Origin of the sequence: Syntrophotalea carbinolica DSM 2380, from assembly GCF_000012885.1 — a bacterium.
Classification (GTDB): domain Bacteria; phylum Desulfobacterota; class Desulfuromonadia; order Desulfuromonadales; family Syntrophotaleaceae; genus Syntrophotalea; species Syntrophotalea carbinolica.
This window is the reverse complement of sequence record NC_007498.2, coordinates 861,518-886,199: the sequence shown is the minus strand read 5'-3', so window position 1 is coordinate 886,199 and position 24,682 is coordinate 861,518. Positions and strand designations below refer to the sequence as shown.

At 54.1% G+C, this 24,682-nt stretch carries 27 protein-coding genes and 1 tRNA gene; 2 read left to right on the top strand and 26 right to left on the bottom strand.

Translation table 11 applies throughout. The features are described from left to right. Positions 1–27 precede the first annotated feature (27 nt). Positions 28–366: a NifB/NifX family molybdenum-iron cluster-binding protein gene (locus PCAR_RS04505; protein WP_011340448.1), complete on the top strand. Its 339-nt coding sequence runs from the start codon at positions 28–30 to the stop codon at positions 364–366. A 219-nt stretch (positions 367–585) separates the two neighbouring features. Then, positions 586–1,443, top strand: coding sequence for an Mrp/NBP35 family ATP-binding protein (locus PCAR_RS04500; RefSeq protein WP_011340447.1), 858 nt, complete (start codon positions 586–588; stop codon positions 1,441–1,443). 58 nt (positions 1,444–1,501) lie between these two features. On the opposite strand, the gene PCAR_RS04495 is transcribed toward PCAR_RS04500, so the two are convergent. The 26 genes from PCAR_RS04495 to rplO form a co-directional block, all read right to left on the bottom strand. Then, complete coding sequence (locus PCAR_RS04495; RefSeq protein ID WP_011340446.1) at positions 1,502–2,830, bottom strand: KamA family radical SAM protein; 1,329 nt, start codon at positions 2,828–2,830, stop codon at positions 1,502–1,504. A 303-nt stretch (positions 2,831–3,133) separates the two neighbouring features. After that, positions 3,134–3,210: transfer RNA gene (locus tag PCAR_RS04490), tRNA-Met, on the bottom strand. 52 nt (positions 3,211–3,262) lie between these two features. Further along, positions 3,263–3,994, bottom strand: a complete 732-nt coding sequence (locus tag PCAR_RS04485; RefSeq protein WP_011340445.1) for an SPOR domain-containing protein — start codon at positions 3,992–3,994, stop codon at positions 3,263–3,265. Positions 3,995–4,009: 15 nt separating this feature from the next. Beyond that, entirely contained in the window at positions 4,010–5,674 is a 1,665-nt protein-coding gene (argS, locus tag PCAR_RS04480; protein ID WP_011340444.1) for an arginine--tRNA ligase, read from the bottom strand. 275 nt (positions 5,675–5,949) lie between these two features. Continuing rightward, positions 5,950–6,306 (bottom strand): FtsB family cell division protein, encoded by a 357-nt coding sequence (locus PCAR_RS04475; RefSeq protein ID WP_011340443.1) that lies wholly within the window; start codon positions 6,304–6,306, stop codon positions 5,950–5,952. 72 nt (positions 6,307–6,378) lie between these two features. Then, positions 6,379–6,684 (bottom strand): ComEA family DNA-binding protein, encoded by a 306-nt coding sequence (locus PCAR_RS04470; protein ID WP_041531246.1) that lies wholly within the window; start codon positions 6,682–6,684, stop codon positions 6,379–6,381. 134 nt (positions 6,685–6,818) lie between these two features. Then, the gene (locus tag PCAR_RS04465) at positions 6,819–8,924 is read right to left on the bottom strand and encodes an LPS-assembly protein LptD (protein WP_011340441.1); all 2,106 of its coding nucleotides are present in this window, start codon (positions 8,922–8,924) and stop codon (positions 6,819–6,821) included. After that, positions 8,921–10,189 (bottom strand): bifunctional folylpolyglutamate synthase/dihydrofolate synthase, encoded by a 1,269-nt coding sequence (locus PCAR_RS04460; RefSeq protein ID WP_011340440.1) that lies wholly within the window; start codon positions 10,187–10,189, stop codon positions 8,921–8,923. The genes PCAR_RS04465 and PCAR_RS04460 overlap by 4 nt, the downstream gene beginning before the upstream one ends. 5 nt (positions 10,190–10,194) lie before the next feature. Then, complete coding sequence (accD, locus tag PCAR_RS04455) at positions 10,195–11,043, bottom strand: acetyl-CoA carboxylase, carboxyltransferase subunit beta (protein ID WP_011340439.1); 849 nt, start codon at positions 11,041–11,043, stop codon at positions 10,195–10,197. Between the two features lie 328 nt (positions 11,044–11,371). Beyond that, positions 11,372–12,046, bottom strand: a complete 675-nt coding sequence (locus tag PCAR_RS04450) for a uracil-DNA glycosylase (RefSeq protein ID WP_011340438.1) — start codon at positions 12,044–12,046, stop codon at positions 11,372–11,374. Continuing rightward, positions 12,043–13,344, bottom strand: coding sequence for a DEAD/DEAH box helicase (locus PCAR_RS04445; protein WP_011340437.1), 1,302 nt, complete (start codon positions 13,342–13,344; stop codon positions 12,043–12,045). The genes PCAR_RS04450 and PCAR_RS04445 overlap by 4 nt, the downstream gene beginning before the upstream one ends. A 177-nt stretch (positions 13,345–13,521) precedes the next feature. Beyond that, positions 13,522–14,142 (bottom strand): phosphoribosylanthranilate isomerase, encoded by a 621-nt coding sequence (locus PCAR_RS04440; RefSeq protein WP_041531575.1) that lies wholly within the window; start codon positions 14,140–14,142, stop codon positions 13,522–13,524. A 90-nt stretch (positions 14,143–14,232) separates the two neighbouring features. Then, positions 14,233–15,033, bottom strand: a complete 801-nt coding sequence (gene trpC / locus PCAR_RS04435) for an indole-3-glycerol phosphate synthase TrpC (RefSeq protein ID WP_011340435.1) — start codon at positions 15,031–15,033, stop codon at positions 14,233–14,235. Continuing rightward, complete coding sequence (trpD, locus tag PCAR_RS04430) at positions 15,030–16,088, bottom strand: anthranilate phosphoribosyltransferase (RefSeq protein ID WP_011340434.1); 1,059 nt, start codon at positions 16,086–16,088, stop codon at positions 15,030–15,032. Before trpD ends, trpC begins: the two co-directional genes overlap by 4 nt. Positions 16,089–16,110: 22 nt before the next feature. After that, entirely contained in the window at positions 16,111–16,677 is a 567-nt protein-coding gene (locus PCAR_RS04425) for an anthranilate synthase component II (protein ID WP_011340433.1), read from the bottom strand. 1 nt (position 16,678) lies between these two features. Beyond that, positions 16,679–18,163, bottom strand: coding sequence for an anthranilate synthase component I (gene trpE, locus PCAR_RS04420; protein ID WP_011340432.1), 1,485 nt, complete (start codon positions 18,161–18,163; stop codon positions 16,679–16,681). 138 nt (positions 18,164–18,301) lie between these two features. Further along, the gene (gene rplQ / locus PCAR_RS04415; RefSeq protein WP_011340431.1) at positions 18,302–18,769 is read right to left on the bottom strand and encodes a 50S ribosomal protein L17; all 468 of its coding nucleotides are present in this window, start codon (positions 18,767–18,769) and stop codon (positions 18,302–18,304) included. A gap of 41 nt (positions 18,770–18,810) precedes the next feature. Continuing rightward, entirely contained in the window at positions 18,811–19,827 is a 1,017-nt protein-coding gene (locus PCAR_RS04410) for a DNA-directed RNA polymerase subunit alpha (RefSeq protein ID WP_011340430.1), read from the bottom strand. A gap of 43 nt (positions 19,828–19,870) precedes the next feature. Further along, entirely contained in the window at positions 19,871–20,500 is a 630-nt protein-coding gene (rpsD, locus tag PCAR_RS04405) for a 30S ribosomal protein S4 (RefSeq protein WP_011340429.1), read from the bottom strand. Positions 20,501–20,520: 20 nt separating this feature from the next. Further along, positions 20,521–20,916, bottom strand: coding sequence for a 30S ribosomal protein S11 (rpsK, locus tag PCAR_RS04400; RefSeq protein ID WP_011340428.1), 396 nt, complete (start codon positions 20,914–20,916; stop codon positions 20,521–20,523). Between the two features lie 11 nt (positions 20,917–20,927). Next, positions 20,928–21,296: a 30S ribosomal protein S13 gene (gene rpsM / locus PCAR_RS04395; protein WP_011340427.1), complete on the bottom strand. Its 369-nt coding sequence runs from the start codon at positions 21,294–21,296 to the stop codon at positions 20,928–20,930. 21 nt (positions 21,297–21,317) lie between these two features. After that, positions 21,318–21,431: a 50S ribosomal protein L36 gene (gene rpmJ / locus PCAR_RS18270; protein WP_011340426.1), complete on the bottom strand. Its 114-nt coding sequence runs from the start codon at positions 21,429–21,431 to the stop codon at positions 21,318–21,320. Between the two features lie 88 nt (positions 21,432–21,519). Further along, complete coding sequence (map, locus tag PCAR_RS04390; protein WP_011340425.1) at positions 21,520–22,266, bottom strand: type I methionyl aminopeptidase; 747 nt, start codon at positions 22,264–22,266, stop codon at positions 21,520–21,522. Continuing rightward, complete coding sequence (locus PCAR_RS04385) at positions 22,263–22,913, bottom strand: adenylate kinase (RefSeq protein WP_011340424.1); 651 nt, start codon at positions 22,911–22,913, stop codon at positions 22,263–22,265. The genes map and PCAR_RS04385 overlap by 4 nt, the downstream gene beginning before the upstream one ends. A gap of 15 nt (positions 22,914–22,928) precedes the next feature. Continuing rightward, positions 22,929–24,236, bottom strand: a complete 1,308-nt coding sequence (gene secY, locus PCAR_RS04380; protein WP_011340423.1) for a preprotein translocase subunit SecY — start codon at positions 24,234–24,236, stop codon at positions 22,929–22,931. Position 24,237: 1 nt separating this feature from the next. Then, entirely contained in the window at positions 24,238–24,681 is a 444-nt protein-coding gene (gene rplO, locus PCAR_RS04375) for a 50S ribosomal protein L15 (RefSeq protein WP_011340422.1), read from the bottom strand. Position 24,682 lies beyond the last annotated feature (1 nt).

Sequence of the window (24,682 nt, the reverse complement as noted above, 5' to 3'; positions counted from 1 at the left end):
ACCGAAATCTTCAAAGGAGATGCAATTATGAAAATCGCGATTCCTCTTGTCCATGGAAAACTCAGTCAGCATTTCGGCCACTGCGAAGAATTTGTCTTGTTGGAAATTGGTGCCGACAACAAATCTATCGCCGGCAAAAGCCTGCATCAACCGCCCGCTCATGAACCGGGAGTACTACCCCGCTGGCTCGGCGAACTTGGTGCCGACGTTATCATCGCCGGAGGTATGGGCCGACGAGCCCAGGACCTGTTCACCGACAACGGCATCAAAGTGGTGGTCGGCGCAGCAGCCGAGGCTCCGGAAAAACTGGTCACCGATTACCTGCAGAACACCCTGGTGGTTGGTGAAAACTACTGCGACCACTAGTGGCTGGCGCAAAAACCCGCACCGCATATCTCTAAAATCATTTTGGTATCGCCAAAGCCCGGCCTCGGGCTTTGGCCTGCCCAGACATCAAACCCGGTGAAAGCAACGCATGAAAGCGGGCGAGCCATAAAACAGGATGAACCACTCGCAAAACATCCTGTGTGCGAACCGTGCAAAGACACCCACTGCGTGCTTTCCCCAAGGAAGGACCGAAAAGCTATGAGTTCATGTACCTCATCCGTTGAAACTCCCTCCGATCAACCGAGCGCCTGCGAATTGAAAGCAAAAATGAAACAACGCCTGGATCGCATCAAGCGTAAAATTCTCGTCATGTCGGGCAAAGGCGGTGTCGGCAAAAGCTCCACAGCGGTCAACCTGGCCCTGGCCCTGGCACAAGATGGTTATGCCGTCGGCCTGCTCGATATCGATCTGCATGGGCCCAGCGTCCCCAAAATGTTAGGCCTGGACGACAGTCAACTGCAAAACGGGCCGGATGGCCTGCTGCCTGTGGAATATCTGCACAATATGAAGGTCATCTCGGTAGGGTTTCTTCTCGGCGGTGCCGAAGAAGCCCTGATGTGGCGCGGACCGGCCAAAACAGGACTTATCCAGCAGTTTCTGCGTGATGTGGAATGGGGGGATCTTGACTTTCTGATCGTCGACTGCCCGCCCGGCACCGGCGATGAGCCCATGACAGCCGTCCAGACCCTGCTGGATGGGACTCAAAGCAGCGGCGCGGTCATCGTTACCACGCCCCAGGAGGTCGCCCTGCTGGACGTACAGAAATCGATCACCTTCTGCCGCCACCTGGAAATGCCGGTACTTGGCATCATCGAGAACATGAGCGGTTTTGCCTGTCCGAAATGTGGGGAGGTCGTCGACATTTTCAAATCAGGCGGCGGCCAGCAGATTGCAGAACGCATGAAAGCGCCGTTCCTCGGCAAAATCCCCATGGATCCTGCCATGGTGATGGCCGGAGACAGCGGCAAACCGTATATCGCCATCCAAGGGGATTCCGCGACCAGCGAAACCTACCGGAAAATCGCCGCCAGCTTCATGCAAGACATCGACAAGTAACTCCCAGTGGTGCCTCCCTGCCGGGAAAGGCCATTCCCGGCAGAGGGGCTCCCCATGATCAGGCTTCCCCGGACTTCATCCCGCCACTCTTTTGCATGGCATTATATTCCTCCGTATAGAAAAAGCTTTCCCGGCCGAAAGCCGGCCGCAGCTGATCCAACCAGATGGCCGCAGGGTCGTAGCGCGCGAAAAAGGGCCGCTGCGCCCAGTCGGGATTGCGGGCCTGAATAAACCGCAACACGAAGACTTTCTCCTGGCCGACCTCGGCCACCCCCTGGATTTCAACCTTGCCCGGCCCGGCGCTCATGGACGGCCCCCTTACCGTTCGTGCCAGGCCTGACAGCTTCTGGATAGCTTGCCGATATATCTGCCAGCAGCGCTCCAGAGGAATGGCAAAGTAATGACGTGCACCCGTGTCACGTGCCACGAACAGATAGTAGGGCACCATTCCCAACCGCACCTGGGTTTGCCATAGACGCACCCATACCTGAGGATCATCGTTGACATGGGCCACCACGGGAGACTGCGTCCGGATCGTGGCCCCCGTCGCCTTAACCCGCTCGATGGCCCTGCGCGCCACCTCGGTTTCCAATTCACGCCAATGATTGTAATGGGCCATCACGGCCAGATGTTTCCCACCCTTCACCAGGCGCTCGAACAGACGCAACAGGTCATCCGCATCCCGATCGGTGAGAAATCGATAGGGCCAAAAACTGAGAGATTTGGTGCCGATACGAATCGTCTGCAGATGTGCGAATTCGGGACTGAGCAGTGGCTCAAGAAATTCGGCAAGACTTGCAGCTTTCATGACCAGGGGGTCCCCGCCGGTTACCAGCAAATCGGTCACTTCGGAATGTCGGCGCAGATAATCAAACAACCCCGGCGTACGTGGCCCCATAATGCGCATATCGCGCTCGCAAACGAACTGTGGCCAGCGAAAACAAAAGCTGCAGTAGGAATGGCAGGTCTGCCCCAAACGCGGAAAGAACAGAACGGTTTCGCGATATTTATGCTGTAATCCCGGCAATTTGTGTCCATCGAGACACGGCACATTGAGGGTCTGCTGCCCGGCGGGATGAGGGTTGAGACGCAACCGGATCTCGTGTACGGCCCGATCCAGGGCCTGGCGATCCGCACCGCTGGCGAGCAGCGATGCAATCTGTTTAAAATCGTCCGGCAACAACATACCCGGGTCGGGGAAAACCAACCTGAACATGGGATCGTGCGGCACCTTGCCCCAGTCGATCAACTCATCGATCACATAGCGGTTGACTCTAAAAGGCAAGACCTGGGACACCACCTTCATACCGAAACGATACTCGGCTGACAGGCACCCGAGCTCGGCTATACGGTCAAAATGATCCGGGGTATAAGCATGATACTCCATCGGCCTCTCCCTTCGTTCAGGCAGGTTCGCCAAATACCCTAATCATACCAGATACCGTGCGGATAGCCTCATGCTGCGACACGATCACAGGACCCGGCATGGACTTCGGCCTATCATAAAAGGCGTTGGAGCGATGGGAATTTTGTCGGTGAAAAGCGGTGATGAACAGAAAAGATGCGGAAGATAAAGCCCATGCGTGCAGGGCCGCCATGGTAACGTGTCAATCAACACCTCCGGAGAAATCCGAGCGTCCCGCACCATAAACGAAAGGGCCATACATTGCTGTATGACCCTTTATTTGATTGGTAGCGGGGGGAGGATTTGAACCTCCGACCTTCGGGTTATGAGCCCGACGAGCTACCGAACTGCTCCACCCCGCGTCAAGGAAGTGAACTATACTCCCATCGAAAAAGAATGTCAACCCCTGCTTTGCTAACGCTTTCGCACCAGAGGCGCACTGGCCAAATGAGCGGCTTTCAAGGTCGACGCCGCCCCGTCGGCAGCACTGCGCGTCGCAAAAGGACCGACGTAAACCCGGTACCAAATCCCCTTGCTGCCAAGATCGGCCTTCTCCACAAAAGCGGCGTAACCGCTTTTTGACAGACGCTCCTGAAGATTTTTGGCGCCGGCGATTTTTTGTACGGAAACAACCTGAATAGCATAGGCACCACCGGAGGCAGGTGGCGGCGTGGCCACGACCTTTGCCGGCGCGCTTGCAACGGGTTTCGGTTTCGGCGCAACAACTTTGGGTTTGGCAGCGACCGGCGCCGGCGCAACAGGCACCTCCTCTGTCAACGAAGGGGTGTCCCGCCGCACATCAACCGGGTCGACAGAAGGTTCGGGCGGCTGATCCGGCAGATTGATACCACTGCCGATAGGCGGCTGATTGCCTTCAGGCAAGGTGTTGTAAAATGTCAGCTGAGGAGCCGCCGGGTCCTCGACGGAGGACGCCGTGCCAGCGCCCGGAGCGGTATCGGGCACAGGAATGGCAATCCGGTCCGAGGCGGTCAGATCCTCTTGAACAATGGTATCGCCACCACTTCGGCCGACCATAACGCCAAGCCCGTAGCTGACCAGGGCGATAACCAGCCCCAGCACCACCAGAACCAGTGTCTGTTTTTTTTCAAGACGTCTTTGCGAGCGGGAGACAACCTGACGGCTCATGGTTTTTCCTCCTGTTTACATGCGCTCCGGGGCTGAAACACCCAGCAACACCAAAGCGTTGTGTAAAACGGTGCGGACACAATTGACCAGATAAAGACGAGCCCGACTGACGTCCGGATCATCAACGAGGACGCGCCCCTTGTTGTAATAACTATGGAAACGCGCTGCGAGTTCCTGTAGATAAAAAACCACCCGATGGGGTTCGAAATGTTCCGCAGCCCCGTCGACTACCTCGGGGTAGCGAGACAACAGCTTGGTCAATGCCAGTTCGTCTTCGAGGGTAAGACAATCGAAGTCGACCTCGCCCAGTTCCGGCATGGCAACCCCCTGGTCCTCGGCATTGCGGTTAATGCTGCAAACCCTGGCATGGGCATATTGTACATAATAGACCGGGTTTTCGGTGCTTTGCTTCTTGGCCAGATCCAGGTCGAAATCGAGCTGGCTGTCGGAGCGACGCATGAGAAAGAAGAACCGGCAGGCATCGCGGCCGACTTCGTCAATAACCTCGCGCAGCGTAACAAACTCGCCGGAACGCGTACTCATGGCCACCTGCTGACCACCACGCAGCAGATTCACCAGCTGTACCAGAATAATCTGCAGATCCTCGGGATTGCGATCAAGGCCGGCCAGAACGGCTTTCATGCGCGGCACGTAGCCGTGATGATCCGCCCCCCATACATCGATAACGGTATCGAATCCCCGTTCGAATTTTTCTTTGTGATACGCGACATCCGACGCGAAATAAGTGGTCGCACCGTTGGAACGGATCAGCACCCGGTCCTTGTCGTCCCCGTAATCCGTGGTGCGGAACCAGATGGCACCATCTTTTTCGTAGGTCAGGCCTCGCTCTTTGAGCAAAGCGATGCCCCGCTCCACCTCCTGCCGGTCATACAAGCTCTGTTCACTGTACCAGTTATCGAAGCGCACACCGAAAGCGGCGAGATCTTCATCGATACCTGCGCGAATCTTGTCGCCGCCGTAATTGGCGAAAAAGCGCAACGCCTCTTCCTCGGGCAGGTCCCGCAGGCGCTCACCTTCGCTCTCGAGCACCTCCCGCGCAAGGTCGATGACATAAACGCCCTGATAACAATCCGTCGGAAACTCGATGGTTTCACCGAGCAGTTCCCGATAACGCAGCAACAAGGAGCGCCCCAGGGTCAACATCTGATTGCCGGCATCGTTGATGTAATATTCACGCTGCACTTCATAACCGGCAGCGCCCAATACCGCGGCCACGGCATCGCCGGTAGCGGCACCCCGACCATGACCTATGTGCAACGGCCCGGTCGGATTGGCACTGACGAACTCAACCTGAACTTTACGGCCGTTCCCGGTATGAGTACGCCCGAAGAGATCGCCTCGGCGAACCACTTCATCGAGCACACCGAACCAGCAGCGCGGCGTCAGATAAAAATTAATGAACCCGGGTCCAGCTATTTCAACCCGACTCCACATGCCCCCGCCCTCGCCCAGCGCGGCCACGATCGTTTCGGCGATCTTGCGCGGGGCTTTCTTCTCCGCTCTGGCCATAGCCATAGCAACGTTCGTGGAAAAATCGCCATGCTCGGCATGGGCCGGCACTTCGAGATTAATCTCCGGAATCGTGCCGGAATGCAGTTGCTGTTGATCAAAACAGGCTTGAAGGGCCTCGCCAATATATTGCCGCAATCGCTGTTTCATTAAAAACGCTTTCTTTGTCGAAATAAAGCCTCTGTAGCCATGCTACAGATCGCGCTAACCACGATAAAATTGCCAAATGCCGTATGTTAGCCCTGCGCCGACATCCTGTCAAGCAGGACCACGGACAAAAAAATAACCCGGCGATAGCCGGGCAATGATCTTCTATTGGAACAGGTGTTTTTAGCTGCCGGCCCGAATCGTGGCTGCAGGCCTTTACATGAAAGCCTGTATTGATCTCGGGGCAACAGGTCCCCTGAAAAACTTCCGCCTGCCCATCAGGGCGCAGAGGATGTGGCCGGTCCGACATGGTCGGAGGGATTGCTCTCCGTCGGAAACTGATAAACCACCTCGCCATCCCCCACCATACCCAATTCCTTTCGGGCAAGTGTTTCAATATAGATGCGGTCTGTCTTGAGTTGTTTAATTTCCTGTTTCAATTCACGATTAATATTCTGCTTTGCGGCAACCTGTCGTTCCAGGTCCATTTTTTGACGACGGGCCTGCAACATACGCAAAGCACCCTTTTCTCCAAAGAGACCGGCACCGAGCACCAATAGGATAATGACCACCGGTACTAGCGGGATCCGCTGCCCCAGACTTCGTACCCGGGCTGTGGGTTTAGAGTTTGCCATAACTGCGCTCCCGGTAGAACCAGGACCAAAAGTCCTGCAACAAAAGCAGCCTGACCCGGCCGCCCGATTAAATCAGTTCAGCACTATCCGATCACGAATCTTGGACAGGGTCTGCGTACCAATCCCTTTGACATGAAGAAGGTCTTCCACGTTGGCGAAAGGCCCGTGTGCTTTACGGTAGGCTACAATTCTGTCAGCGGTTACAGCCCCGATCCCGGGTAAAATTTGCAACTGTTTCGCTGTGGCGGAGTTAAGCGATACGGCTGTAGTTGCTATTTCTGATGCCGTTGCAGCCGAAATTTCCCCGGAATACCCAACCGATGGACTTAAAGCGAGCAAACACACCATCATGATCAAACAGTTTACCAGAATTTTCATAGCATCTCCTAACAGTAGTTGAATGCGACAGACCGCTCCCCGCATGCCGTGAAAATCAGCAGGGTTATCGTTTATTAACATTCATTATTGTTGGAGTCAATTAATTTTAGATCTGGCAACGTGATACGATCTTGTTACATCGTCGGTTCCAGGCGACTTCCGAAGTGGGAGGTCTTGCCGATACCCGTTAAAGCGAAACTGATGGTGAATTCCTGTTCATCGCCCCGGTCGCGCCAGGACAAAAACATACTCCAGCACTGCGCGCGATATTCAAGATTGAGTACATTTTCAAGGGTGGTGCTTTCGTCCAGAGCGTAACGCTGCTCGTAGTTCAAATAGACCGGCTTAAGCACGGCCAGATCGAGCTTGGCACCGAGGTATTCCTGTTCGTCACGCCGGTAGCGGTAACGCAGGGAAGCCGCGTTCCCCTTGCCATCCTCGAGGCCACCTTCTGCGAGGAAAGTGCGTAAACCGCCTCCACTGGTAGCTAGCCGCGTGTCCAGATCGAAATAGCTGTGGCGGGTTGGACGGAAGATGAGTTCTGTACGCAAATCGCTCCAGCGCTCGGCTTCCGGCCGTTCGGCAGCCAGCAAATCGGTATGTTCGGTAAGGGACAGGTCATACTCCTGAGCCAGACGCAAATACAGGAACTCATGATAATCCGCCTGCCCGGTGGGAGATTCAAGTTTGGCGACAAAACGATTAACCAAACCGTAACTGACCGTGTTGCGCCTGCCAACAAAGTCAAAACTCTCAAACTGCGGCAGGTCATCTTGATTAACTTTGGGTACATAATAGTAGATGACTTCAGGCTGCAGCACATGCTGGATCTTGCTCACCGTGTCGCCAGCGACGTCATAAACCCTGCTGAGGCGGGTACCCATGCGCAGGGTCGCATCGGGAATGCCTTTGTATTCCTGATCGCCGGACCAGGCATACAGTTTTTGTCGATAGCCGATTTCGGCTCCCAGTTCCAACCAGTCGCCTGGCGTGAACTGGGTCGACACAACGGGGCGCAGACTCAAACGGGCGACCTCAGCCCCCTTTTTCTGCCACAGATAGGTTCCCGAGGAATCCAGGCGAAAGTAAAACGGACTGTACCCCAGGCGCTGCCGCAGCATGTTGAAGCGCACCTCGGGTAAACGCTGCAGGGTCTGGTCGTCATCGACGGATGGCTCGTCGTCATCCTGGTTCAGCTGGCGTATGTATTTGAATTGCCCGGCCAGGTTGTTGTTGCCCCAATGGCGGCTAAGGGCTACCACCGATTCGGCACGAGAGCGATTATATTCTCCCGCCACTTCGCCAAAATCCGAAAAATAGTTTCGGCTGCTGACATACTGAACTTTCGAAGTCAGCCAGACCTGCCCCGGCAAAGTCCCCATATGCTGCCAATTAACCGCAACCTGATCGCTATGGCCGTTGAGCCCGGATACATGATAGAGCAGAGCTTCCCCATCGTTGTCATGACCGAGGAAATAGCGGTATTCAACGCCTTTGCCGACGCCCAGTTTCGAAAAATAGTCCAGGTAGAAAGTAGCGTCCATATGGCGATCGAGAACCTGGTAATAAACCAGAGACAATTCGGTACCGCGCTTATTGGACTGCCCGAAACGGGGCATCAAAAACCCGGATTCCCTCTCGACCTTGACCGGATATCCCATAACGGGAAGATACAAAACGGGTACATCGTAGAGATGAAACAGGACATGCTTGGCCCAGGCATAGCCACCCACGGTAACGTCGAGCTGCCGTGCGCTGAATTTCCAGGAAGGACGCTCACCGTCGCAGGTGGTGAAGGTACCGTTCTGAATGCGATAGTGGTCTTCCCCCAACTTTTCGATTTCATTGCCGGCAACGTGAAAATTGGCCTTTGGCAAAAAGATCCGGCCGTTTTCAATCGAACCGGTTTCCTTATTCAGATTTAAACGCAATCGCTCGCCGGTTACCAGCGCCTCCGGATCAAACAGCCGCACATGGCCGACGGCTTGAGCGTCGCCGGTTGTTTGGTTGAACTGCATACTTTCGGCGGCAAGCGTCTGGTCACCCCGACGCAAAAGGACATCTCCCTGCGCCTGATACTCTCCGGTTTTCTGATCAAAAACCAGTTCTTCGGCTTCCAATGACACGGGGGCGCCCGGAGTATCCTTGTACTCCTCGGCGCATGCGGCCCCCCCCTCCAACATCAACAATGCCAACAGCAGAAAGGCCCAGCCCCTCAGCACAATGCAATAGTTTTTCACCGGATCCTCTCCCTATCCATCAAATAGTCTCGCACAGCTGCAACCAAAAACAGCGATCCCGCGACAAGCACCACGTCATCTTCTCCCTGGTCGGCAAGAGCGGCTGTCATCGCATCGGCCGGGGTCGCATAAGCTTTGGCCAGGACTCCGGCTGCCCGTGCCGCCCGTACCAGTTTATCGGGTTCAATCCCCTGGTCAACAGGCGGCAAGGTAGCATACAGATGAGCCGTATGGGGCAACAAAGGGGTCAGAATATCATCAATGCATCGCTGCCCCTTGATCCCCACCACCCAGCGAACCTTTTTACCATCGAGACTTGCCAGATAACGGGCCAAAACCACGGCACCACCATGATTATGAGCACCATCGAGCAAAATGCGGCGCTGCTGCCGCCACCATTCAAGTCGGCCCGGCCACTGCACCTTTTCGACCCCGTAGCGCAGGGCTTCTTCGGACAAAGCCACCCCCCGGTTTCGTAACGACATGCATGCCGCCAGCGCCACAGCGAGGTTCTGTCGTTGATGCGCACCAGCCAGCCCCGGCCGTAAACCTTTCAATGTCAGTGACGGAGCAAAAAAATCGAAATGGGTATCGTGATCGATTATGCGGAAATCACGATCCCAGAGGCATACCGGCGCGAGCATTTCGGCAGCCTTCGTCAGCAGCACCCGCTGGGCATCCGGGTGCTGCTCCGCAATGACCACCGGAACCTGGCGCTTGATGATCCCGGCTTTTTCTCCGGCGATGGTGGCCAAGTCTGCCCCGAGATGCTCTGCATGATCGCAACACACAGGAGTAACGACGGAGATTTCCGATTCGACGGCATTGGTGGCATCAAGCCGTCCTCCCATGCCGACTTCCAATACGGCAAAATCGGTGTGTCGGTTCCTGAAATACACCAACGCCATAGCGGTTGTAAACTCGAAAAAAGTGACAGGAAGCGAGCCGACAACCGCCCGGACCTCATCGACCAGCGACACCATATCCGGTTCGCTGACCTGCACACCATCGATACGTATGCGCTCGGTAAATGAGTGAAGATGTGGAGAAGTGTAAAGCCCTGTGCGATACCCGGCCGTCTGCAAAATCAGTGCTGTGGCGGCGGATACGGAGCCTTTGCCGTTAGTGCCGGCAACATGCACGATACGCATAGCCCGTTCGGGATGATCCAAACGGGCCAACAGGGTTTGAATATTGGTCAGACCAAGCTTGATACCGAAACGTTGCAACCCATACAGATAGGCCAGGCTCTGTTGGTAACCCATGATTTTTATTGTTTCATAAAGATGCGCAACATCTGAGACAGACGTGCCTTCATTTCCGGCCGCCGGACAATCATGTCAATCATGCCGTGCTCAAGCAGATACTCGGAACGCTGGAATCCTTCGGGGAGCTTCTGACGAATGGTCTGCTCGATAACCCGCGGCCCGGCAAAACCGATCAAAGCCCGTGGTTCGGCCATGTTGACATCGCCCAGCATGGCAAAACTTGCGGTTACCCCACCCGTGGTGGGATCGGTCATAATCGAGATATAGGGCAAACCGGCTTCCTTGAGACGCGATAGAGCCGCACTGGTCTTGGCCATCTGCATAAGAGACATTATGCTTTCCTGCATGCGAGCGCCACCGGAAGAGGAAAAGACCAGACAAGGGCAACGGTTTTCCAATGCTTTTTCCACAGCCCGGGTGATCTTTTCGCCGACCACCGAGCCCATGCTACCCCCCATGAACGAGAAATCGAAAACGGCAACGACAACCGGTTGCGCCTCGATGGCCCCTTCGCCCCAGATCACCGCATCGTTCAATCCGCTTTTCTTAATCGCCGCGCTGATACGGTCGCGATAGCGTTTACCATCCTTGAATTCAAGAAAGTCCACCGACTTCATGCCGGCATCCCGCTCGACGAAAGAACCTTCATCCAACACCAGGGCGATACGCTCACGCGCCGATATCCGAAAATGATAATCGCACTTCGGACATACGTTCAGATTGCGCTCTATTTCCTTGGCATAAATAATTTCATTGCAGTGGGGACATTTACGCCATACCCCCTCGGGCATCTTAACTTTTTTGCTTTCAACAGGCACAATGGGTGCCTTCGATTTTTTAAACCAAGCCATCTCTCACCTCATTCACTCGTTTCCATCCGTCATACTCAAACAAGAAACTGTAAACTCATGATCTGGAAACCGGGATTTTGCCCTGGTAAGGGAATCAGCGATTCCGTGGAGCCCCGTTTCGCAAGCCGTGCAAGCCCACCTCCAGAGCCCCTCGTGCCGAAACGCGTCTTTCCTGGACAGAAACCAGAGACGCCCCGGCAGCAAGCCTATATTATATCTATACCGGTCGGGGTCTCACCTGTTTCATCCCGAAACTTCTTTGGCACGACATGCGACGTTACCCTGACACGATAAAAGCAGGTAAGTCTATGAGAGCCGGAAAATGATTTCAACCGTTTTCCGCCAGCTCGCGTATCTGAATCAGTAAATCGGCAAACATCCGCTGCGTCATACGTCCCGTGTTCACATTATAGCGGCTGGTATGGTAACAGGCCACCACCCATATTCCATGGGGCAGAAGATAACTGGCCCCGTGGGCAAAGGGGAACTCCGCCATGCGCTGGATATGGCCCTGCTCGACGCACAACCGCATATAACTGTCAAACGCAGCACGCCCCAAAGCCACCACGACCTTCAGGTTTGTCAGCCTCTTCAACTCTGCGGTCAAAAACGGACGGCAGAGATGAAATTCAGCGGCCAGAGGCTTGTTTTGAGGTGGTACACATTTGACCGCATTGCTGATATACAAATCATACAGCTCAAGACCATCATCGGAGCTCACGGCTTCGGCCTGACTGGCAAACCCGGCCTCATGCAGCAAAGGGTACATGAAATCACCGGCACCGTCCCCGGTAAAAGGCCTGCCCGTACGATTGGCACCATGGGCGCCCGGGGCCAGGCCCACCAGGAAAATACGCGCCTGCAGGTCGCCGAAACCCGGTACCGGGCGATTCCAGTATTCACTTCGCCGGCGCCCCTTGGCCGGCGGCAAATCTGCAATATAATCGACCAGACGCTGACAACGCCTGCACGAGGCTATATTTTCAAGAGTATAATGTGTCACGACTTGTCTTTTCCGGACGGCGCTCCGGATGACTTGCCTCGGGGACGCCTGCGCGGCCGGCGACGGCGCGGTGCTCCGTCCTTCTTCGGAGGAGAGCCGGGTTTTGCGGCAGAGCGGCCCCGCGCAGACTTTTTTACCGGCTTGTAGGCTTTGTATGTATGGCAGAAATCGCTGTCTTCAGGAAAGACGGAAGGAATTCGATGACCGATATAATCCTCGATATCGGCCAGATAATAAACCAGGTCCTCATCGGCAAAACTGATGGCCTTGCCGGCGGCACCCGCACGGGCCGTACGACCGATGCGATGCACATAATCCTCGCGATCCTGGGGCAGATCGTAGTTAATGACATGGGTTACGCCATCGACATGGATACCGCGTGACGCGACATCGGTCCCCACCAAAAAATGAATACGGCCTTCTTTGAACTCATCCAGAATACGCATGCGCTTTTTCTGGGGGATATCGCCGGAAATCAAAGCGGCCTTGAAACCATTGACCTGCAAACGACCGGTAAGGTGTTCGGCTTCGCGCTTGGTATTGACGAACAGCATCACACACTTGGCGGGTTCTTTTTTCAACAGTCCCAGCAGCAAAGCGAATTTTTCCCGACGGGAAACATGGTAAAGCACCTCTTCGATCTGCTCAGCGGTTACATTCTCCGGGGCGACTTTAATCTTTTCGGCCAGGTCCATGAATTCATAAGCCAACTCCATGACGCGATGGGACAAGGTAGCTGAAAACAGCATGGTTTGACGCCGATCGAAAGCCGGCAATTTTCGCAGGATGTAACGAAGATCCCTGATAAATCCCATATCGAACATGCGATCGGCCTCGTCTATGACCAGGGCTTCAATACTGCCGAGGGACACCGCTCCCTGTTTCACGTAATCGATCAGCCGCCCCGGCGTGGCGATAAGGATATCGACCCCCGCGTGCAAGGCCTGTCGCTGCTTCTCGTAATCGACACCGCCGAAAATCGGTTGGATCTTGAATCCGCAAAACTGTCCAAGCCCCATGGCATCTTTGGAGATCTGAACCACCAACTCGCGCGTGGGAGCGAGAATCAGGGCGCGCGGAGCACGGGTTTCCGTTTTTTTGTCGCTCATCAACCGAGCAAACAGGGAAATGAGAAAAGCGGCTGTCTTGCCGGTACCGGTCTGCGCCTGAGCAGCCACATCCTTTTTGTCTAACGCCAGCGGTATCGATTGTTCCTGCACGGGGGTCAGGGCGGTAAATCCCATGGCATCGATTCCCCGCTGGACTTCTGCGGGCAGGTTCAGCTCGGTAAATTTCATAAAAAATCCTATGATGTGCTTTATGCCGGGGACAATCATGCCCCCCTTGGGCCTCTCCGAAAACTTTTTCGTCCGAAGGGTACCGTTTTGGCATTAAAGCCGGGTTTGGTCAAAACTGGATGTTGCGGATTTCCAGCCTGCCAGAAACTGCAGAAACAACCTGCTATCGACCTTTTGTCAGACGGCGGCGCACTTTGCGTTATGAATAAATGCAGCGACTTTGTCAGGGTCCTTGATGCCGGGAGCGCGCTCCACCCCGCTCGACACATCGACAGCGTACGGCTGAACCGTTCGAACGGCATCGGCTACGCAATCCGGGTCAAGCCCCCCCGCAAGAATAGTGGGCTGCTTTTGGGCAACCTGAGAAGCCAGCCCCCAATCACAGCGATGACCGGTCCCTCCGAATTGATCGGGCACCCAGGCATCCAGCAAAACTCCGGACACGGGATAAAGAGGCATGGCATCCAAGGTACCGGCATCGCGCAGGCGAAAGGCCTTGATAACCCTGTAGGGAGCCAGGGCCTGGCAGGCCTCAGGGGATTCGTCACCGTGCAGCTGCAGGATATCTAGCCCGCAGTTAGCGGCGATTCGGCCAACATCTTCAGAAGCTTGGTTGACAAACAAACCGACAGTCGTAACCAGCGGCGGCAGTCCGGCGATGATGGTCGCGACCTGATCCGGAGTAACGCACCGCGAGCTGCGCTCATAAAAGACAAAACCAAGGGCATCGGCACCGCAGCGTACAGCGTGCAGAGCGTCTTGGAGGTTGGTTATGCCACATATTTTAACTCTCGGTATGTTCACAACATGCTCGCTACAAGGCAAACAAAGCCGATAACCGACGCCGGTCGCGTTCTTTTCGGCGTCGTTTCCGCCATACGATGAAAACTATTCCTCGCCCCTACCCGTACGACCCAAAAGCGTGGACAACTTGCCTTCGATGTCCTGCTCGCGCACGAGACTCTCGCCGATCAAAAAGGCGGCCGCCCCGGCATTCTGAAGGCGACAGATATCTTCCCGCGTACGAATGCCGCTTTCGGCAACCACGAGGCGATCCGCGGGGATTCGCGGCAAAAGTCTTTCCGTTACAGCGAGATCGGTATGAAAGGTTTTGAGATTGCGGTTGTTTATGCCGAGCATAGGGGTCGGGACCGACAATGCCCTTTCCAACTCTTCCTCGTCATGCACTTCCAGCAAGACATCCAGTTGAAGCTCAGCGGCCAGGGCGGCCAGATCAGCTAAAAGCGCATCCTCCAAGGCCGCCGCAATCAGCAAAACAGCATCTGCGCCAAAAACCCGTGCCTCATAGACCTGATAAGGATCGATGATAAATTCTTTGCGAAGCAGGGGCAGATCAACCACCTCGCGGATAGCGCCAAGGTATTCGAGTCGGCCGAAGAAAAAACGTTCATCGGTTAACACCGAAAGGCACGCCGCACCGGCACGGCTGTAACACCGGGCAATCTCCAGAGGATCAAAGTCGGGGCGAATCAGCCCCTTGGAAGGCGATCCTTTTTTCACCTCGGCAATAACCGCCGTCCCGTTTTGAGAGCGACGTTTCAAAGCCTGAGTGAAGGGACGTACGGCACCCGCATCGGACGACCGCGCTTTCAAATCGACTAAAGGCCGCTCTCGCTTTGCAGATCGAACCTCATCTTTTTTTACTTTCAAAATATCATCGAGTATCACGGCTGTGTCATCCTGATCAGGGCATTGAGTTTGGCCAGCGCAGCATGTTCGTCGATAGCCTGGGCAGCTGCACGCATGCCGTCTTCAATGCTGTCCGCCTTGCCCGCCGCCACCAAGGCGAAGGCACTGTTGAGCAAGACAATATCGCGACGCGGCCCCGCTTCGCCGGCAAGGATGCCTCGCACCAATTCGGCATTGTGGCGCGCATCACCTCCGGCAAGATCCTCCAATCGGCAACGTTGCAGGCCATAATCCTCAGGGGCGATGGTCGACAGGCTATACCTGCCCTCGCGGATATCGGCTATACGGGTCGGAGCAGTAAGGGTCACCTCATCCATACCATCCATGCCGTGCACCACGAACCCTCGACGGCAACCAAGCCGGCAAAGAACATCCGCCAAGGTAGCAACCAGGTCTTCCCGATAAACCCCAAGCACCTGACGGTCGGCGCCTGCAGGGTTGGTCAAGGGGCCGAGAATATTGAAAATGGTGCGGATACCTATCTCGCGACGGGGCCCGATGGCATAGCGCATGGCACCGTGCAACGCCGGCGCAAACAGAAAACCGATGCCCTCTTCGGCGATGCAGCGTTCCACGGTATCAACACCGATATCGAGATGCACGCCAAGCGCTTCAAGCACATCGGCGCTCCCGCACATCGAAGACACGCTACGGTTACCGTGTTTCGCAACCTTGACGCCGCAAGCGGCCACAACGAAGGCTACAGTCGTGGAGATATTGAACGACTTGGTACCGCTGCCACCGGTACCACAGGTATCGAGAACCGCTGCCATGGTTTCCTGGTCAAGGTTGATTTCTTCTCGGTCGATATCGAGAACACGTCCAACCCTGACCGGCGTGGCATGATCCCGCATGACCCGAGCGGCTCCGGTGATTTCCTCGACCGTTTCCCCCTTCATACGCAAGGCTACGATCAAAGCTCCGATTTGCGCCGGAGTCGCCTCCCCCCCCATGATCTGGTTCATGACCTCAATCATGTCGGATTCTTTTAGGTTCTGCCCTTCCACGACGCGGGCAATGGCCTGTCTAATCATGCATCCTCCCATTGACCGTGACTCAGCCTAAATGAAGAAAATTGCGGAGCAGATCTTTACCGGCCACCGTCAATATGGACTCAGGGTGAAACTGCACCCCCCACAAAGGCAATTCGCGATGACGAAGCCCCATAATTTCTCCATCGTCCGTCCAGGCCGTAACCTCCAGACAATCGGGGAATGTCGAACGCTCAATCACCAGGGAATGGTAACGGGTGGCATCAAAGGGATTGGGCAGTCCGGCGAACAATTCACGACCATCATGATGAATGGGGCTGGTCTTACCATGCATCAGCGACCCGGCCCGGACAATCTTACCGCCAAAGGCATAGCCGATGGACTGATGGCCCAGACATACCCCGAGAATGGGCAAACGACCGGCGAACCGCTTGATAACCTCGACGGAGATGCCGGCTTCCTTGGGTGAGCAAGGCCCCGGAGAAACGACTAACCGCTCGGGCGCACGCTGTAAGATACCGTCGATATCTATCTGATCGTTGCGATAGACTTCAACATCTTCACCCAATTCGGCAAAATACTGCACCAGGTTATAAGTAAAGGAATCGTAATTGTCGATCATCAACAACATGTCAGTCCAGCCCTTCACAAGCCATCTCAACGGCTTTCATGGCACCGCGTGCCTTGTTCAAGGTTTCCTCGTATTCGGATGCCGGATCTGAGTCTGCCACGATTCCGGCCCCTGCCTGCAAATGAATCTTACCGTTATGAACGACCAAAGTGCGAATGGCTATGGCCATATCCATATTTCCGGAAAAAGAGAAATATCCCACGGCGCCGCCGTAAATTTCCCTACGTGAGGGTTCAAGCTCGTCAATGATCTGCATCGCCCTGATTTTAGGCGCACCACTGAGCGTACCTGCCGGAAACGTCGCACTCAGCACATCAAACGCATCGAGGTCGTCGGCAAGTTGCCCTCGGACATTGGAAACGATATGCATAACGTGCGAATACCGCTCAATAACCTTCAATTCGCTGACCTCGACAGAACCTGTACGGCAGACCCGCCCCAGATCGTTGCGACCCAGATCGACCAGCATGATGTGTTCGGCCAATTCCTTGGGATCCTCCAACAGCTCTTTTTCCAAAGCAAGATCTTCGGCAGCATCGCGTCCGCGCGGGCGGGTACCGGCGATGGGCCGCACTTCAGCCATGGTTCCTTCCTTACGCACGAGTACCTCGGGAGAAGCGCCGATAACCAGAGTGTCATCAAAACGCAAAAAGAACATATAGGGAGAAGGATTGAGCGTTCTCAGAGCCCTATAGATATCAAACGGCTCGCAATCACCCAGGACCCCGGAAAATCGCTGGGAAAGAACGACCTGAATGATATCACCGGCGCGGACATATTCTTTGCAGCGCTCCACAGCCGCCATAAATGCCTCGCGACTGTAATTGGAAGAAAAGGATATAGGATTTTTCGCAGCCGAGGTTTGCTTGGCTCCCGGCAACGGCCGTCGCAGACGCTCAACAAGTTGATCGATGGCCAGGACACCCTGTTTATAAGCTGTTGCAGGACATCCCCCATCTTCGACATGCACATTGCAAACGACTTTGATAACCTGGCGCAAGTTATCGAAAATCAACAGTTTTTCGGTCAGAATAAAACAGGCATCGTAGGTGCCGATTTTACTCGGAGCATTATCGGGCAACTGTTCGAAGTAGCGCACCGTGTCATAGCCGCAATAGCCGACCATACCACCGAAAAAGCGGGGCAGCCCATCAACCGGTACGACGTGATATTTACCCATGATACTCCGAAGAACCTCGAGAGGTTGCGAAGCTTCACCACTATCGATGACATGGTTGTCGTCAAGCAATTCCCAGCGTTTTCCACGACACCGAAAAATCTTGCATGGACCGCTGCCAAGAAAGGAATATCGGGCCCACTTCTCGCCGCCTGCGATACTTTCCAGCAAAAATGCCGTTTTGTTATCGTCTATTTTCCGAAAGGCGGAAACTGGCGTTTCCATATCCGCCAGAATTTCCCGGTAGACGGGTATAAGATTGCCCTGCTGAGCTAATTCGGAAAATTCTTCAATACTTGGATAATACATACAGCCTCCAAAATTCGAAGGTTACAAAGTAGCATGCAGTGCCAAGAGGGGTCAAGAATCCTTAATCGAACAAAAAAAGGCAAGGAGAAAACTCCTTGCCTTTTTTCTTATGAACTTACGGGATAAACCGATGTAACCTTATTCGGCCTGTTTCGTATCCGCAGCAGCTTCGGTAGCCTCGGCAACTTCGGTCGCGACAGACTCGGCAACAGCCTTGTCGTCGGCAGCCTTACGCACGCGCGGGGTAAATTCCTCTTCGACCAGCTCGATAATGACCTGCGGAGCATTATCACCAAGGCGGTTACCGAGTTTGATGATCCTTGTATATCCGCCGGGACGGTCAGTGTACCGGGGAGCGATCAACTCAAAGAGTTTGCCGACAACCTTACGATCCTGAATCACCTTGATGGCCTGGCGTCGAGCATGCAAGTCGCCTCGCTTGCCGAGGGTGATCATACGATCAACAACTTTGCGAAGCTCCTTGGCGCGGGCATCGGTCGTCGTGATTTTTTCATGCTCGAGCAACGAAGTCACCATGTTGCGCATCATAGCAGCGCGATGGCTGGAGTTGCGTCCGAGCCGTCTACCGGATTTATTGTGACGCATGGTTCAACGGTCCTTTCTTTATAAATTCCTGCTCTTGGCCGCTACAGGTCTTCCTTACCTTCCTGAATCATTTTAAGGTATTCAGGATCGGGAAAGTTTTCGAGCATCATTCCCAAAGAAAGACCCATTTCTGCCAGGATATCCTTTATCTCATTCAAAGATTTCCGCCCGAAATTCTGAGTCTTGAGCATTTCAGCTTCGGACCGCTGCACCAAGTCACCGATAAGGTGAATATTGGCATTTTTCAGACAATTAGCGCTTCTTACGGACAGCTCCAACTCTTCGACGGAACGATACAGATTCTCATTGATCTTACGGCTCTCTTCACTCTCCTCCTCAACGACAGTCTCAGTTTCCTCATCGAAATTGATGAAGATCTGCAACTGCTCCTTGAGGATTTTCGCCGCATAGGCAACGCCGTCATCGGGACGCACGCTACCGTCGGTCAATACCTCGAGAATGAGCTTGTCGTAATCGGTAATTTGACCGACACGCGCGTTTGTTACCGTAAAGTTGACCTTTTTAACAGGCGAAAAAAGCGAGTCGATGGGGATCGTTCCAACAGGCGCCTTATCATCACGGTTGCGCTCAGCCGGAACATATCCTTTGCCCATGGCTACGACCATATCCAACTCGATATCCGCATCTTTTCCGCAGGTCAGAATATGATGATCGGGATTGAGCACGTCCACATGGGAATCCGTGATAATGTCAGCGGCGGTAATAACGCCAGCACCCTTTTTCACGATCCGAATGTTGCGACTATCAGATCCGTGCAGTTTGAGCAGCACCCCTTTAAGGTTCAGTATGATATCGGTAACGTCCTCGGTCACACCGGGGATGTTCGAAAATTCATGCAACACCCCTTTAATCCTTACGGAGGTAATGGCAGCCCCCTGCAGGGAAGACAGCAGAACTCTCCGCAACGAATTACCCAAAGTGGTGCCGAACCCACGCTCAAACGGCTCAGCCATGAACTTGCCGTAAGTATCCGACAAGGAGTCCGCATCAACCTGGAGGCGTTTAGGCTTGATCAATTCTCTCCAGTTTTTGTACATTCACATCCTCCATGATGAGGTAACTGCAACCACAAAGTGACCGTTACTTGGAGTACAGTTCGACGATCAGCTGCTCCTGGAAGGCAGGCGTGGTCATTTCCTCGCGCACCGGCAGAGTCTTGAAGGTGCCCTTGAAGGCTTCACGATCAAGCTCAACCCAGGAAGGCAGGCCGCGTCGCATGACACCGTCCAACGCATCATTGATACGAGTGATCTTGCGGCTCTTCTCGCGCAATTCGATCACATCGTTGGGACGCATGACATAAGAAGGAATGTTGACTTTGCGTCCGTTGACCAGGAAATGCCCCTGACGAACCAGAGCACGGCCTTCCGTACGGGAACTCGCGAACCCGAGACGGTAAACGGCACTGTCCAGACGACGCTCGAGCAGAACCAGAAGATTCTCGCCGGTCACACCCTTCATACTATCCGCTTTATCGAAATAGGCGCGGAACTGTTTTTCCAGCAAACCGTATGTACGTTTCATACGCTGCTTTTCACGCAACTGCGTTCCGTAATCGGAAACCTTGGTGCGGCCCTGGCCATGCTGACCAGGCGCATAGTTGCGCCGTTCCAGAGCGCATTTATCTGTATAACACCTGTCCCCCTTAAGGAACAGCTTCATAGTTTCTCTTCTGCACAAGCGGCAGACAGGCCCAGTATATCTAGCCAACGTTCATCCTCCTTGGTTGTTTAAACTCTTCTGCGCTTAGGCGGACGGCAGCCATTATGGGGAATAGGTGTAACGTCCTTGATAACGCTGATATTCAGACCTGCCGAAGAAAGAGCCCGCAAAGCGGATTCACGACCGGAACCGGGCCCCTTAACACGCACTTCAACGGAACGCAAACCGTGTTCCATGGCCTTCTTGGCAGCATCCTCAGCAGCAATCTGTGCCGCAAAAGGCGTGCTCTTACGCGACCCCTTGAAATTCATGGTGCCACACGTGGACCAGGAAATCACGTTGCCAGCAATGTCCGTAATGGTGACAATGGTGTTGTTGAAAGTCGCCTGAATATGGGCGATACCATTGGCTATGTTCTTTTTCTCTGCTCTTTTGCGTACAACTCGCTTGCTACCCTTAGCCATGGTTCCTCCCTTTACTTACGCTTACCGGCGACGGTTTTCCGCGGCCCTTTGCGCGTACGCGCATTGGTTTTGGTTTTCTGTCCTCGAACGGGCAGACCGCGCCGATGGCGCAGACCACGATAGCAACCGAGATCCATCAAACGCTTGATGTTACCGGTCACAACGCGTCGCAGGTCACCTTCGACCTGCATCTGACCGTCAATAATGTCGCGAATCTGGCCGGCCTCCGCCTCAGTCAACTCGTCAGTGCGGGTGTTAGGATCAACACCAGCTTTCTGCAAAATGTCCTGGGACGAGGAACGGCCGATGCCGTAAATATATGTAAGCGCAACCTCGATCCGCTTGTTTCTTGGTAAATCGATACCAGCGATTCGTGCCAATGTCGTATCCTCCTGATCCCTTTATCCCTGTTTCTGCTTATGCTTGGGGTTTTCGCAGATGATCCTGACAATTCCCTTGCGTCTGACTACTTTACACTTGGAACAAATCGGCTTGACCGAAGCTCGAACTTTCATTGATCATCCCTTTTATGTACGATGCTTGATATTCCGAAAAGGCCACAGTTTTATTTCAAGACCGACCCTTTCTCTTTTTCTTGATCCTTTAAACGGCGGTCAATATCTGCGGCCCCTCTTCGGTAATCGCAACTGTATGCTCGAAGTGAGCAGACGGTTTACCATCCAACGTCACCGCTGTCCAGCCATCTTCGAGAACCTTAACGCCACCTTTACCGGCGTTGACCATAGGTTCGATAGCCAGCACCATGCCGCTACGCAACAACGGCCCCTGACCTGGCGGGCCGAAATTCGGCACCTGCGGATCCTCGTGCAGACCCCGTCCGATGCCATGTCCTACAAATTCCTTCACCACACTAAAACCATGTTTTTCAACATAGCTTTGTACTGCGTGGGAGATATCGAACAGCCTGTTGCCGACCTTTGCCTGCGCAATTCCCATTTCGAGAGACCGCCGGGTAACATCCAGCAACTTCTGTTTTTCGGCGCCAATGGCACCCACAGGCAGGGTCACAGCCGAATCACCATGAAATCCCTTCCAGACAACTCCGAAATCGATACTGAGGATTTCCCCCTCAACCAACGGCCGGTCGCTGGCAAACCCATGCACGACCCGGTCTTCGGGAGATGCGCAAATACTGAACGGGAACCCGCCATACCCTTTAAAAGCAGGCTTAGCCCCCCTCTTCCTGCATTCGCGCTCCGCCAAACGATCAAGTTCGAGGGTTGTCACTCCCGGGGCTATTTTCTCCGAGAGAAGCGCCAGGATTTCGGCGACGATACGCCCCGCATCACGCATGCGGCGCAGTTCATCACCGGTTTTTATCAGAATCACAGCCCACAACCCAGGGCAGACAGAATCTGTTGCTGAACACCCGAAATGTCTTTCATACCATCGATGTCCCGCAGCAGACCGTCAGCCCGGTAATATGCAATCAGCGGAGCTGTTTGCTGAGCATATACATCGAGCCGCTTCCGGATTGTTTCTTCTTTATCATCGTCACGCTGAAACAGCTGACCACCGCACTTGTCGCACTTATCGGCAACAGCCGGAGCATCGAATTCGACATGATACATCTTCCCGCAATCACGGCAGGTACGACGACCCGCTACACGCCCGACGACAGCATCGTTATCGACCTCGAGAGAGATAACCGCATCAAGATCTTTTTTCAGGTCGCCCAGGGTCTGCTTGAGCGCATCGGCCTGCGGAAGCGTCCGGGGGAATCCGTCCAGGATAAACCCTTTGTCGCAATCGTCCTTGACCAACCGCTCACGGACAATACCAACCACAACTTCATCGGGAACCAGGGCACCGGCATCCATCTTGGCTTTGGCCTTGACACCCATGGGCGTACCTTCTTTAACTGCAGCCCGCAGCATATCACCAGTGGAAATCTGAGGAATACCCAGACGCTCTGAAAGCATTTTTGCCTGAGTCCCCTTACCCGACCCCGGGGGTCCTAACAAAATCATCTTCATCTTAAATTCACACTCCTAACCGTGACGCCCTCGAAGCGTCACGCCTTTCATGAACCCTTCATAGGAACGCGAAATAAGATGAGCTTCAACCTGAGAGGCTGTATCAAGCCCAACACCCACCACGATCAACAGTGATGTCCCGCCAAAAAAGAAGGGAACATTCAACCCAGAAACCAAAAGAGTCGGCAACACACATACCAGGGAAACATAAGCAGCCCCGGCAAATGTCAACCGCCCGAGTACCGAGTCAATATAATCGGATGTCGCCTTACCCGGACGTATTCCCGGAATATAACCACCCTGCTTTTTCACATTATCCGCAACATCAACAGGGTTGAAGGTAACAGCCGTGTAGAAGTAGCAGAAGAAGATGATAAATGCAACATAAAAGATGTAGTATACGAGATTTCCCGGTGCCATCCAACCGGCAGCCTTCTGCACCCATGGAATATCTATCAGATTAGCCACCGTCGCCGGGAACATGATGATGGAACTGGCGAAGATCGGAGGAATGACACCGCTCATGTTGATTTTAAGAGGCAGGTGACTGTTTTGTCCTCCATAATTACGCATACCGACCACACGCTTGGCATAGTGTATGGGCAGCCGGCGCTGCGCAAGCTCCATAAACACAATAGCCCAGACAGTAGCTATCACCACTACAAGCACAAACAGCAGTTTAGCAGGGCTGAGGGCACCCGTATTGGCCAATCGCAGGGTATTGAATACGGCGGATGGCATATCCGCAATGATACCGGCAAAGATGATCAGGGAGATACCGTTGCCAATACCACGCTCAGTAATTTGCTCACCGACCCACATAATAAAAGCGGTACCGGAAGTAAGGGTCAAAACCGTCAGCAGGATAAAACCGATGCCAGGCGAAGACACGACAGGCGCTTGACCGATGGTCATCGACTGGAGGCCGACAGCGATACCCGTTCCCTGTACGATGGAAAGAACAATCGTACCGTAACGGGTCCACTTGGTAATGGTTTTACGACCCTGCTCGCCTTCTTTCGAGAGACGTTCCACAGGTTCGAAAACCACACCGAGCAATTGTAATATAATGGACGCACTGATATAGGGCATAATGCCCAGGGCGAAGACGGTCATGCGCGCCAACGCCCCACCAGTAAAGGCACTCACCATACCAAGGAGAGTACCTTCGGTTTTCTGAAAAAATTCTGCAAGCACATCGGCATTAATCCCGGGGATCGGCACATGACAGCCGACACGGTAAACCGCGAGCATCCCTAGGGTAAACAAAATTCGATGACGAAGCTCCGGGATGCTGAAAATATTCTGGATGCGCTTGAACAATTTAGATTACCTCAGCTTTCCCACCAGCAGCTTCGATTTTTGCAATGGCAGACTGACTGAATTTATGAGCTTTTACAGTCAAAGCTTTATCGAGATCGCCATCCCCAAGGATTTTGATCCCATCGTAGATACGGCTAACAAGGCCATTCTGGCCAAGAGCCTCAATGTCCACGACACTGCCAGCTTCAAAAATATCCTGCAGGTCACGAAGGTTAACCAGAGCGTAAACCTTTTTATTCAACGATTTGAAACCACGTTTCGGCAGTCGACGCTGCAAAGGCATCTGTCCACCTTCAAAACCGGGCTTCACACCACCACCACTACGAGCATTCTGACCCTTATGGCCCTTACCGGCGGTTTTACCGTTACCAGAACCGGGTCCACGTCCGATGCGCTTCCGATTCTTTGTAGAGCCGATAGCCGGCCGCAGATTACTCAGATCCATA

Bases quoted from the DNA above. Each gene is read 5' to 3' on its own strand.
- argS (WP_011340444.1), bottom strand. From the start codon at position 5,674: ATGAAACAGCGATTGCGGCAATATATTGGCGAGGCCCTTCAAGCCTGT.
- PCAR_RS04475 (WP_011340443.1), bottom strand. From the start codon at position 6,306: ATGGCAAACTCTAAACCCACAGCCCGGGTACGAAGTCTGGGGCAGCGG.
- PCAR_RS04445 (WP_011340437.1), bottom strand. From the start codon at position 13,344: ATGAAATTTACCGAGCTGAACCTGCCCGCAGAAGTCCAGCGGGGAATC.
- rplO (WP_011340422.1), bottom strand. From the start codon at position 24,681: ATGGATCTGAGTAATCTGCGGCCGGCTATCGGCTCTACAAAGAATCGG.
- rpmJ (WP_011340426.1), bottom strand. From the start codon at position 21,431: ATGAAAGTTCGAGCTTCGGTCAAGCCGATTTGTTCCAAGTGTAAAGTA.
- PCAR_RS04410 (WP_011340430.1), bottom strand. From the start codon at position 19,827: ATGTACAAAAACTGGAGAGAATTGATCAAGCCTAAACGCCTCCAGGTT.
- accD (WP_011340439.1), bottom strand. From the start codon at position 11,043: ATGGCTTGGTTTAAAAAATCGAAGGCACCCATTGTGCCTGTTGAAAGC.
- PCAR_RS04385 (WP_011340424.1), bottom strand. From the start codon at position 22,913: ATGAAGATGATTTTGTTAGGACCCCCGGGGTCGGGTAAGGGGACTCAG.
- trpD (WP_011340434.1), bottom strand. From the start codon at position 16,088: ATGATTAGACAGGCCATTGCCCGCGTCGTGGAAGGGCAGAACCTAAAA.
- PCAR_RS04460 (WP_011340440.1), bottom strand. From the start codon at position 10,189: ATGGGTTACCAACAGAGCCTGGCCTATCTGTATGGGTTGCAACGTTTC.
- PCAR_RS04425 (WP_011340433.1), bottom strand. From the start codon at position 16,677: ATGTTGTTGATGATCGACAATTACGATTCCTTTACTTATAACCTGGTG.
- trpE (WP_011340432.1), bottom strand. From the start codon at position 18,163: ATGTATTATCCAAGTATTGAAGAATTTTCCGAATTAGCTCAGCAGGGC.
- PCAR_RS04500 (WP_011340447.1), top strand. From the start codon at position 586: ATGAGTTCATGTACCTCATCCGTTGAAACTCCCTCCGATCAACCGAGC.
- rplQ (WP_011340431.1), bottom strand. From the start codon at position 18,769: ATGCGTCACAATAAATCCGGTAGACGGCTCGGACGCAACTCCAGCCAT.
- PCAR_RS04470 (WP_041531246.1), bottom strand. From the start codon at position 6,684: ATGAAAATTCTGGTAAACTGTTTGATCATGATGGTGTGTTTGCTCGCT.
- rpsK (WP_011340428.1), bottom strand. From the start codon at position 20,916: ATGGCTAAGGGTAGCAAGCGAGTTGTACGCAAAAGAGCAGAGAAAAAG.
- PCAR_RS04505 (WP_011340448.1), top strand. From the start codon at position 28: ATGAAAATCGCGATTCCTCTTGTCCATGGAAAACTCAGTCAGCATTTC.
- PCAR_RS04485 (WP_011340445.1), bottom strand. From the start codon at position 3,994: ATGAGCCGTCAGGTTGTCTCCCGCTCGCAAAGACGTCTTGAAAAAAAA.
- PCAR_RS04495 (WP_011340446.1), bottom strand. From the start codon at position 2,830: ATGGAGTATCATGCTTATACCCCGGATCATTTTGACCGTATAGCCGAG.